The 9,606-nt window shown below is 59.3% G+C and carries 15 protein-coding genes; 10 read left to right on the plus strand and 5 right to left on the minus strand.

Annotated features, from left to right (window positions below):
- Positions 1 to 87: 87 nt before the first annotated feature.
- Both WA950_RS12500 and WA950_RS12505 read left to right on the plus strand, forming a co-directional pair.
- Positions 88 to 1,077, plus strand: a complete 990-nt coding sequence (locus tag WA950_RS12500; protein ID WP_424552025.1) for a major capsid protein — start codon at positions 88 to 90, stop codon at positions 1,075 to 1,077.
- Between the two features lie 68 nt (positions 1,078 to 1,145).
- Complete coding sequence (locus WA950_RS12505) at positions 1,146 to 1,700, plus strand: hypothetical protein (RefSeq protein ID WP_424552026.1); 555 nt, start codon at positions 1,146 to 1,148, stop codon at positions 1,698 to 1,700.
- 62 nt (positions 1,701 to 1,762) lie between these two features.
- Here WA950_RS12505 and WA950_RS12510 read toward each other — a convergent pair whose 3' ends face one another.
- Positions 1,763 to 2,140 carry a pyrimidine dimer DNA glycosylase/endonuclease V gene (locus tag WA950_RS12510; RefSeq protein ID WP_424552027.1) on the minus strand — a complete coding sequence of 126 codons (378 nt, stop codon included), beginning with the start codon at positions 2,138 to 2,140 and terminating at the stop codon, positions 1,763 to 1,765.
- Positions 2,141 to 2,209: 69 nt separating this feature from the next.
- Here WA950_RS12510 and WA950_RS12515 point away from each other — a divergent pair, with 69 nt between their 5' ends.
- Complete coding sequence (locus WA950_RS12515; RefSeq protein WP_424552028.1) at positions 2,210 to 2,701, plus strand: DnaT-like ssDNA-binding protein; 492 nt, start codon at positions 2,210 to 2,212, stop codon at positions 2,699 to 2,701.
- 313 nt (positions 2,702 to 3,014) lie between these two features.
- On the opposite strand, the gene WA950_RS12520 is transcribed toward WA950_RS12515, so the two are convergent.
- Entirely contained in the window at positions 3,015 to 3,194 is a 180-nt protein-coding gene (locus WA950_RS12520) for a hypothetical protein (RefSeq protein ID WP_424552029.1), read from the minus strand.
- Positions 3,195 to 3,375: 181 nt separating this feature from the next.
- Positions 3,376 to 3,666, minus strand: coding sequence for an Arc family DNA-binding protein (locus WA950_RS12525; RefSeq protein ID WP_424552030.1), 291 nt, complete (start codon positions 3,664 to 3,666; stop codon positions 3,376 to 3,378).
- A gap of 100 nt (positions 3,667 to 3,766) precedes the next feature.
- On the opposite strand from WA950_RS12525, the gene WA950_RS12530 reads away from it, so the two are divergent.
- The 5 genes from WA950_RS12530 to WA950_RS12550 all read left to right on the plus strand — a co-directional run bounded on the left by WA950_RS12530 (position 3,767) and on the right by WA950_RS12550 (position 6,034).
- Positions 3,767 to 3,967, plus strand: coding sequence for an Arc family DNA-binding protein (locus tag WA950_RS12530; protein ID WP_424552031.1), 201 nt, complete (start codon positions 3,767 to 3,769; stop codon positions 3,965 to 3,967).
- A 53-nt stretch (positions 3,968 to 4,020) separates the two neighbouring features.
- Positions 4,021 to 4,263, plus strand: a complete 243-nt coding sequence (locus tag WA950_RS12535; RefSeq protein WP_424552032.1) for a hypothetical protein — start codon at positions 4,021 to 4,023, stop codon at positions 4,261 to 4,263.
- The gene (locus WA950_RS12540; protein ID WP_424552033.1) at positions 4,263 to 4,571 is read left to right on the plus strand and encodes a hypothetical protein; all 309 of its coding nucleotides are present in this window, start codon (positions 4,263 to 4,265) and stop codon (positions 4,569 to 4,571) included. The genes WA950_RS12535 and WA950_RS12540 overlap by 1 nt, the downstream gene beginning before the upstream one ends.
- Positions 4,572 to 4,692: 121 nt before the next feature.
- Positions 4,693 to 5,532 carry a ParB/RepB/Spo0J family partition protein gene (locus tag WA950_RS12545; protein WP_424552034.1) on the plus strand — a complete coding sequence of 280 codons (840 nt, stop codon included), beginning with the start codon at positions 4,693 to 4,695 and terminating at the stop codon, positions 5,530 to 5,532.
- Positions 5,516 to 6,034, plus strand: coding sequence for a hypothetical protein (locus tag WA950_RS12550; protein WP_424552035.1), 519 nt, complete (start codon positions 5,516 to 5,518; stop codon positions 6,032 to 6,034). The genes WA950_RS12545 and WA950_RS12550 overlap by 17 nt, the downstream gene beginning before the upstream one ends.
- Positions 6,035 to 6,062: 28 nt before the next feature.
- Here WA950_RS12550 and WA950_RS12555 read toward each other — a convergent pair whose 3' ends face one another.
- Complete coding sequence (locus WA950_RS12555; RefSeq protein ID WP_424552036.1) at positions 6,063 to 6,494, minus strand: hypothetical protein; 432 nt, start codon at positions 6,492 to 6,494, stop codon at positions 6,063 to 6,065.
- A gap of 60 nt (positions 6,495 to 6,554) precedes the next feature.
- Positions 6,555 to 6,956 (minus strand): hypothetical protein, encoded by a 402-nt coding sequence (locus WA950_RS12560; RefSeq protein WP_424552037.1) that lies wholly within the window; start codon positions 6,954 to 6,956, stop codon positions 6,555 to 6,557.
- A gap of 55 nt (positions 6,957 to 7,011) precedes the next feature.
- Here WA950_RS12560 and WA950_RS12565 point away from each other — a divergent pair, with 55 nt between their 5' ends.
- A complete protein-coding gene (locus WA950_RS12565; RefSeq protein WP_424552038.1) occupies positions 7,012 to 9,105 on the plus strand; it encodes a phage tail length tape measure family protein in 2,094 nt (697 codons plus the stop codon).
- On the plus strand, positions 9,105 to 9,606 hold a 502-nt coding region (locus WA950_RS12570), incomplete at its 3' end, for a hypothetical protein (protein ID WP_424552039.1). The genes WA950_RS12565 and WA950_RS12570, both read left to right, overlap by 1 nt.

Raw genomic sequence — 9,606 nt, forward strand, 5'->3', positions numbered from 1 at the left:
GCTCCCGTGATCTCAATGAGGTGACGGGCATCTGGGCAATGCCCGCCACCACACCCAACCATCACGGAAAACGGAAAGGAATTGGCCATGTCTCTTTCGCAGATGCAGGTCTTCAACAAGTACTTCATGCCCGCCACCATCGAAACGCTCGCGCAGATGGTCGAGAAGTTCAATGCAGCTTCGGCCGGCGCAATCCGTCTGACCACGGAAGGCTTCGAAGGCGATTTCATGCAGGAATCGTTCTACGCCGCCATTCATTCGGCCCGCCGCCGTGTCGATCGCTATGCGACCAACAACGCCGCGGCGCCCACGGATCTGACGCAGCTCAAGCATACCTCGGTCAAGGTGGCCGGCGGCTTCGGACCCGTTCGCTACGAGCCGTCGCAGATGACCTGGCTGAACAAGCCGACTGCCGAGGGTGTCGAGGTCGCTTCGCGCAACTTCGCTGAGGCCCTGCTTCAGGACCAGCTCAATACGGCGATCGCGGCTCTGGTGGCTGCCATCAGCAACCAGGGCGCGGATACCACCGTGGATGTCTCGACCGGCGGCGGCGCGAAGCGTGTCGACTACGTCGCGGTAAACGACAGCCATGCGAAGTTCGGCGACCACTCGGCGCTGATCGTGGCTCAGGTCATGGACGGCGTGGCCTATCACAACTTCATCGGCCAGAACCTCGCCAACGCCAACACCCTGTTCCAGGCCGGCAATGTCCGTGTCATCGAGATCCTTGGCCGCACCTCGGTCGTGACCGACGCCCCGGCGCTCTACACGGCAGCGGTGGCCGATCCCGCAACGCCGGCAAAGCGTCGTGTCCTTTCCCTCGTCGCCGGTGCAGCAACCGTCACCGACAGCCGCGACATCATCTCGAACATCGAGACGAGCAACGGCAAGGAGCGGATCGAGACCACGCTGCAGATCGACTACACGTTCGGCCTGGGCCTCAAGGGTTATACCTGGGACGAGGCGAACGGCGGCAAATCTCCGTCCGATCAGGAACTCGCCACCGGCTCCAACTGGGACAAGGTTGCGAGCTCGATCAAGCACACCGCCGGCACGCTCGCCGTCGGCCTCGCCTGATCGTTGGCTTTTGCAGTGGGGGCGGGGAGCACTCGCCCCCATCACAAAATTCAACACTGGAGACGGACATGTCCAAGAAGCTCTCTTTCGACAGGATCGCCTATGAGACCCACCCGGTGCCCTTTGAGCGCAAGCGCGAGCTGAACGCGCAAGGCTTCAAGGTGCTCGACATTCGCTTCAAGCCGCCGGGTGAGCAAGACGCGCTTCGCGGAGATGGCCCCACGCTCGCCGAATACATGGCCGCCGGCTATCTAGCGTCAAACTACCCACCGGTGGGCTACGCCTCGCGCAGCACGCCGGAGGAGATCGCCGAAGCAATGGCCACGCAGGGCGCATCCGCCGGCCTCGGCACGGACAGCGGCGACCAGTTCTCCGATGATCAGCTTCGTGCCGCAATCAAGGAAGCCACCGGCAAGGCTCCGCACCACAAGCTGGGCCGGGACAAGCTCATCGAGCAGTTCAATGCCCTGAATGCTGAGCAACCCGAGGAAATGGCCTCCAACGGCCTAACCCGCCGCGAGATCACCGCGGATCTCGAAGGCATGCAGGTCGAGTTCGACCCGAACGACAGTCTCGAAGACCTCGCCGCGCTGCGTGATCTGGCCCGGGAAGAGCGCCGGTAAGCAATGTAGTCAGCATGGGGAAGGCACATGCTTGCTCACTATGCTGATACCGACTTTCACGGTCAAAGTTTTAGGCGTTCGGCTATCCGGCCCCTATTGAGAGCAGTAGCGGCGGCAGACGGTATCCACTCCCCCTGCCACTCGACAGGGATCCCAGCGAGCAGCCCCGCCGGATCTGTGAAGTTTGGCGAGTAGCCACGGCTTAGCATTTCGTCGATCAGTTCTTTCTGGCGTTTGGCCAGGTACCCGAGGCGTGGATAGAAGAACCGAACATGCCCTTGGCCTAGCCGGTATTCTGCTGGGTTGCGGACATCATCTGGCTTTTCTCCACGCCCGATTGCGGCACGGACCAGACCGAATATGCGCGGAAGTTCGCGGTATTCAGCAATCAGGTGGGGCGTTGTGAGCTCGGAGGGCGGGACGCAGTTGATGCGTGTCACTTTTGCAAAGTCCTGATTTTCCAGAGCGGTTTGACGCCTTACCGCCCAGGCACGAGAGCGAGGATTTAGATGGCCACTCATTATGGCACGCTAGCTGATGCAGCAACCTATCACGAGGAGAGAGGAAACGCGCCGTGGGCAGCATCAACAGACCCACAGCGTACATCCGCCCTTGTTCGCGCGTCTGAATGGTTGGATGGCGTCTATCGCAGCCGTTGGCCCGGCCAGAAGGCCGGTGCGCGCGCACAGGTTCGTGATTGGCCTCGCATCAATGCATTTGACGCCGAGCACAATGCAATCGCTTCGGATGAGGTGCCAGACGAAGTCGAGCGCGCCACCTATGCCGCTGCACTCCGCGAACTCGGGAAGCCCGGCAGCCTGTCGCCCGATGTCGTTCTTGGCCAGTCGAAGGTTCTCACCGCCGTAAAGGGCATTGTCTGGACGCCGTTGCGCTCCTTTGCAACGACTGAGGACATGGCGCCGACGCTCACCGAAGTGGAGCGCGTTCTTTCCGGTCTCATCGGCAGCCGCGGCGCTACTGAGTTCCTCGTGAGGGCATGATGGCCGAAGACTGGACCGCCATAGCCGCCGAGGTGGACGCGGCAATCCGCTCTATCGGAGACGTATCGCAGCCGGATGGCTACCCGCTGACGCTACGCATCCCCCGCGCGACCAGCGGGCCGCCTAGAGTGGAACGGTCGGCAGATTGACCACTCCAAGCCTTCGATCCAATTCGACCTATTGGCGCTAGTTGCGAACGCCGGACGAATTAGAAGAAATGAAACACCGTAGGTAATGAACCTAGTCTAATACTCACAGATCGGAGTACCCACCGAGCCTCGTGCGCAGGATTTCGCGGTAGAGCCAAACCACTTCAACCACCACCGCCCGCGCCTGGTTCGTTTGCCGCCGGCTCCGCATCCTCGCCTGCCGACAGGTAGCCGTGCCCGATCAGCCAGTCCTCGGCGATAACGGCGAGGGCTTCTTCCCGGGTGATGTTCTGCTCAAGAGCAAAGCGGTCGAGTGCTTCTTCAATGGGTGGGGTGAGGGGCATGGCACGGTCCCTGTGGATAACCTTGCGATAGCGCCAGATTAGCAGTCTGGTGCAAAGTTGACCTAGAAGTTTATTCTTGTTCGATGCCGTTCCCCGCGGCGTTCTCCTCTGCTTTATCTTAGGGGATTGCGCCGACCGTGTTCCGCTGTCTCAATGCGCAGGTGTTCAACGGAAGGGGAGGTTAGTCGGCGTCCTTAGGATCATACGGAAGCGGAGCCAAGCCTTCCTTGCGCTCTTCTTCTCGGATCTTGCGGACGATGCGCTCGGACATTTCGGCAAGAACGTCCAGCATGTCCCTGCCGCCATGAACTTCGGCAATAAGCGGGTCGAAGCTTTGTTCAAGGCGAGCGACGATTTCGGCATTTAGGCTGCGATTGTTTTCAGCAGCAGCCACCTTGAGGCGGTCGCGCATCCCGTCGGGGAAGCGAACGATGTACTGATCCAGCTTTCGGCTGGGGGTGTCCTGCGCCATTTTACGTCTCCCGAATTTCTTATCGCACTAGGATATAAAATCGCTTGACGCAATTATCGCACTAGGCGATAACAAGTCTATCGCACTAGGCGATAAGAAGGTGAAGGAGATCGATTTGGCTAGAACTGATTACCCGAGCGACAAAATGGACCAATATGTCCTCCGTCTGCCGAATGGGATGCGTGGCTGCATTAAGGAAATCGCCGCCCTGAATATGCGTTCGATGAACGCTGAAATCATCATGGCTCTCAAAGAGCGTATAGAGCGACACACAAATGAAAAGGCCGAAGCGCGGTCCTGAGAAAACACCGCTTCGGCCTTTCGAACAATCAAAACCCTTGGAAGGATTTCAACATGCAAACGCATGATAGCAAACGCGCGCCGTCTTTGGCAATCCACCCGTCCATCGCGCAGGCGGTTCTTTCCGCCACCGTCGCTCAAGCAGAGGTTCGTGCCGCTGCCGACTACCTCGCCGAGGCTATGAAGCGCATTCATGGCGGAAACTGGCGTGTTTCCATCGACCATATGAGCCAGCTCGTGACGATCAGCCGGAACTTTATCGAGCCGCCGGCGAAGCCGAAGCCGGAGGTGGTGTGATGTCAACGCCACGCCGGAACGTCCTTCGTATGATTGCCGCTACACCGTTCATAGCCGGCGGCGTCAGGGCAGTTGAGGACCAGCTGACGCCCAAGGAACGGGCCGAACATCACTGGAATGCCTACGTCGCGGCGATGAACGAGCTGACGACCGAGTTTGACGGCTGGATACTCAATGCCGGTGCCAGGTACTCCGACAGACTGGAAAATCGGACGAATTTTCGCAGCCTTCAGAGTGTTCGGCTTCATTTCCAGACGTCCAGTTCGAACAAGATACTGATCGAGCGGCACTCTCCGCTGACCATCTGACATCACTGAATACCCTTGGCCAAAGGGTAAGCGCGGACACCGAGCTTCTTCGGCCTCGGTTCCGTGAGAACGGACCACTGCGCTTGTGGCTTGGCCGGCCGAGCGCCGAAGGAGACCTGACATGGCGATACGCCTACGAACAGAGGAAACGGGAGTGCATTACCAGATCCACCCTGCCGCAATGATCTTCCCCGAGATGTCAGATGAGGAGTGGAAAAATCTCCATGACGACATCAGGGACCACGGCCAGCGCGAAGCTATCGTGGTCTACAACGGAAAAGTGATCGACGGACGAAATCGGCTTCGGGCTTGTGCATGGCTCAAGATCGAGCCCAAGGTCCGTCTTTTTCAGGGGAATGAGGAGGATATCCCTGCGTATGTCGCATCTCTGAACCTCCACCGCCGGCACCTCAATGCCAGCCAGCGTGCTATGGCCGCCAGCAAGCTCGCCGACTGGAAGATGGGTGCAAACCAACACAAGGGTGGGTCCGCAAATTTGCCGACCCACCAAGCGGCAAAGATAATGAAGGTTTCAGAGCGGTCGGTGAGCACTGCCAAGTCTATTGCAGCGAAGGGCGAGCCGGAAGTCGTTGCTGCCGTCGAAGCTGGCAAGATGTCGTTGCACGAAGCATCGAAGGTTGTGCAGCTTCGCCCTGAACTCCAGCGTGCAGCGGCAACAATGCCGAAGACAGAGCGGCGCGAGGCACTTCATGGGGCGGGCGTGGAGAACATGGACCTCCACCGCGCGGCCGATGACAAGCATCACAGCGACCGGTTCGATATGGTTGAGGCGTTCTCCCTGCTGGCCAACCTTAAGACCGCGGTGGACGTCATCATCCATGACTGCCCCAAATATGCAGCCCCCGACATCAACAAGCACTTCCGCAAGGCCTTCATGACGATGCAGGCCATCCACGTCGCCTACCAGAACTGGGAGTATCGCAATGTCCACACTGATTAATATCGGCCCGATGATCGCCAAGGTTATCCGCGACATGCTTACCGAGCAGGGGGCGATCCTCGATGTGGATAGTGTCTATGCTCAGTTGATCGCGACCAAAGGCGTAGAAGTGTTCCAGTCGGAGCGCATGCTTGCCGAGGTGGCCGTGAGGCGGAAGATCAAGTCGCACCTGAAGCATGCTCACAGCATCAACAGCGACGACGGCATACAACTATCGCTCATCAAGGATGATGCGCCGGCTACCCTCGCCGTGAAACAGCCAGAGGGCGGTTACGCGTATGTGCCGCTGCGTTTGGCTGCGCTTGCCGACCTGGATGCAGCAACGCATGCAAAGGAAGAAAACATCAAAAATGCCCGCGCGGCACTCAAGCGTTGGGAGAAGACAATCAAGCCCATACGTGAATTGATGGAAGCGGAAAACGTGACCTTTGGAGAGGCGCAGAAGATCCTCTCCGATCGGCAGGCGGCGAAGCCACCCGCCAAGGCCAAGAAGAAGGCATGAAGACGAAAGGCGCTCTTCGGGGCGCCTTTTACCATCCACCAGCCCGAACCGATGCGGCGCGCCTTCCGCAACGGCGGCCGGCACTGTCATACTGCCATTCATACTGGCAGTTCCCTGGATAGCCGCGGTAGGAAGGATATGACGGCCCACCACAATCATTGTTGGCGCAGACGGCGATGGCCGTTCCAACGATTGCCACGGCCACCAGTGCAGCGGCAGCTTGGTTCTGCTGCTGAACCATGTAGTGGCATTCGAGTGGGTTAATACCGCGGCGAGCTAGCTCGGTGGTCAGTTCGATTAAGTAAGCCTGGTCTCGACTATCTATGAATGTTCGGCAGAGATTTGCCTTGCTGACCGCGCTCGGATTCTTTCGGAATTGCGTCTGTGACGTCGCGCAGGAAGCAAGCACAAATGAAAGCGCCGCGACGGAGGCGATCCGCCACGATAAATTGATTGTCATGATGAGTTCCCCAACTCCTGAGGGCATCATGGAATCAATCTGGGCGGGAGTCGAGTCGGGCTATTTGAACTCTTGCCTGGTGCCATCTTCGTAGAGAACGGCATCGATGCAGGATATTGCCTTGACGTCTTGTTTTCGGGCTTTAACGAGCCGATCGTAGCCGGCCATCAAGCTCTTCTGGTCAAACACGGCTCCCGAGGCGAGTGCAACATCGGGCGTAATGGCGATGCCACCTACGCTTTGACCAAGCGCATCCTCAAACCAAACGGTCCCGTCAACCATCTGAATGGTGCGATCAGTCACGTTTTCGAGTGTGAACGATACGTTGGTGGATCGCTCGTCTCGCGCGGCAGCCGACCAACTGTTTAACTTTAGTATATCGCCAGACCCTGAGCTGCAGTCGCTTGCACTAGCCGACGCGGGAACCGCCACCACGCTCATCGCAATCAGTATCGCCTTCATTGCCATCCTCCGTTGAAACGCGCGAGGACGATAACCCGCGCCAAAGGAAACGCAAATGGACGTTGCTCAGCTAGGTCTTGAAGTCCAGTCCACTCAAGTTAAGGCAGCCACCAACGATCTCAATAAGCTTTCCAACGCTGCGAAGGTCGCCGATGCTGCCGCCGATGGCCTTTCCGCATCGACGCGGAATGCCGGTGCTGCCGCTGCACAGGCCGCTGGAGGTTTCCAAAAAGCAACAGCGGCCGCGAAAGCCCACGCCGCCGCCGTCAATGACAACCTCACGAAGGCGAATGTGACGGTGAATCGTATGGGCGGCAGCATGTCGGGCCTTGCCGCACAGTTCCAAGACATCGGCGTTACCGCGGCGATGGGGATGAACCCGGTCATGATCGCCCTCCAGCAGGGCACCCAGATCGCAGGCCAGATGGAAATGGCGATGCAGAGCGGAGCTAAGGCGAGCGCTGTCTTCGCCACTGCATTTAGATCGCTGCTTTCGCCCGTATCGCTCGCATCAATTGCTCTTACCGCGTTCGCCGCCGCCGGTTTGCAGATGGTGAACTGGACGAAGCTTGCCGCCGACGCTGTGCGCGGGATGGCGAACGTGCTCGTGACGATTGCTCCCTATGCGGCAACGGCAGCAGCTGGCCTCGCACTGCTTTATGCGCCCGCCATCATCGGGGGCATCGTGAGCGTGATCGCCCTGCTTGGCCGTCTGGCCGTCGCAGCGGTATCGGCGGGCGTTGCCATAGCCGCGGCGAACCCTCTGGGGGCGTTTGTTCTCGGCGTTTCGGCAGCAGTGGCGGCTATGAATATCTTCCGCGATGAAATCACCCAGATTTTTGGGCGGGACATCGTCGGTGACGTCAAGAACGCCGCGAATTTCGTGATCAACTCGTTCGAGGCTGCGTTCGAGGACCTGAAATTCATCTGGAATACGTTCCCGGATGTTATCAAGGCTGCAGTGGTAGGGGCCGCAAACGTCGCCCTATCAGCAGTCGAGAGCCTTCTTCAGAAGGCCGCGAAGCTGATGGACACCTTCCACGCACAGGTGAACAAAATCCTTCCCGAAGGCTTTCAGATTCCACAACTCGGCAAAGTGAGCCTCGGCGACTACAGAATCGACGATGGTGGCGCTGCCGATCGTGTCGCAAAGGGGTTGGACGGCCGAAACGCCAACATCGAACGCATCATGGGCCAGGACCGCGTCGGCCAGTTCGGAGAGGCGATTTCCCGCGGCGCGTCGGCGGCATCCGGCAAGCTTCAGGAGCTCGCCAAATGGATGACCACGGTCGACGACAAAAAGAAGAAGTCCGGCGGCAAGTCGGACGCCGAGAAATACTCCGATATTGTCGATGGAGCCAATCGGCGCATAGCCGCTCTGAAGGCCGAGCAACTGGCATTGGGAATGAGCGAGCAGGCTTCCCTCTCGCTTCGGTACGAAACGGATCTTCTCAACGAGGCTCAGCAAAAAGGCATCGCTCTCACGGCGAAGCAGCGGGGCGAGTTGAACAGCCTGGCTGGTCAGATGTCCTTGACCGAAATAGCCACGAAAAAGGCGAGAGAGGCGATGGACTTCGCCAAGTCGACGGCGCTCGGCTTCGTCAACGACCTCCGAAACGGCCTGAAAAACGGGGAGGGGTTCTGGAAGAGCTTCGGCAACGCTGCCCTCAACGTTCTCGATCGGATCACCGATAAGTTGCTTGGCGACGTCATGGATGCGCTGTTCCAGGTGAATGGGGCCGGGGGCGGTGGTGGATTCCTATCGGGTCTGTTCGGCGGCCTTTTTGGTGGTGGGGGAGGCTTCAAGGCTAACACTACGCTCGGCGGCTTCCTGATGAACGGATATGCCGACGGCACAGCCTCTGCTCGCGCAGGTATCGCCATGGTCGGTGAGGAAGGGCCTGAGCTCGTCCGCTTCAAGGGCGGTGAGCAGGTCGTGCCGAACCATCAACTTCGCGGGTTCAACGACAACCGCGGCGGCGGGCAGGGGATCAGCGTCAGCGCTCCGGTCCAGATTCACATCGACGCCACCGGTGCGGACGCCGCCGGCCTGGCACGCGTGGAAAGGCAGCTCGCAACTCTCAAGGCAGAGTTACCGAACCAGATCGTATCCACTGTCCATAACTCGCAAAAGCGGCGGGGGCTGTGATGGCGGTATCCTTTCCCCGATTGATCCCCGATGTAGGCTATGTGGCCAGCGATCTTATCCTTCGCGATACCGTCACAGCATCTCCATCCGGCGGCGGCCTGATCAACTACACCCAGGTCGGTGCGCCGGCTTGGGAGGTCACGCTTGAGACGCGCCCGCTGGACTATGACGAGTATTCTGCGGTTGAGGCATGGTGGTTGTCACTGCGGGGTGGTCTCAGGTCGGTGCTGTTTCGCCAGCCCCACAATGGTTATCCAATGGCGCATCGGACGGACCATGCACCGGCGCGAACGCCGGGCCGCTTGGCTTCGGTTTCCTCTGGGAACGCGCTCTCTTTCATCTCGGTCGATCCAGCCCTCATCTTGTCGCCCGGTGACCGGATCGGGCTTGAACATGCCAACCGCTGGTATGTCGGGCGTGTAACGGAGGCCTCGGGTATCGGCACGATTCGGGTGATCTCTGTTGAGCCGCCGCCGCCGTCCAATATTGCGCAGGCTGGCG

Source organism: Shinella sp. (assembly GCF_049651085.1).
GTDB lineage: Bacteria > Pseudomonadota > Alphaproteobacteria > Rhizobiales > Rhizobiaceae > Shinella.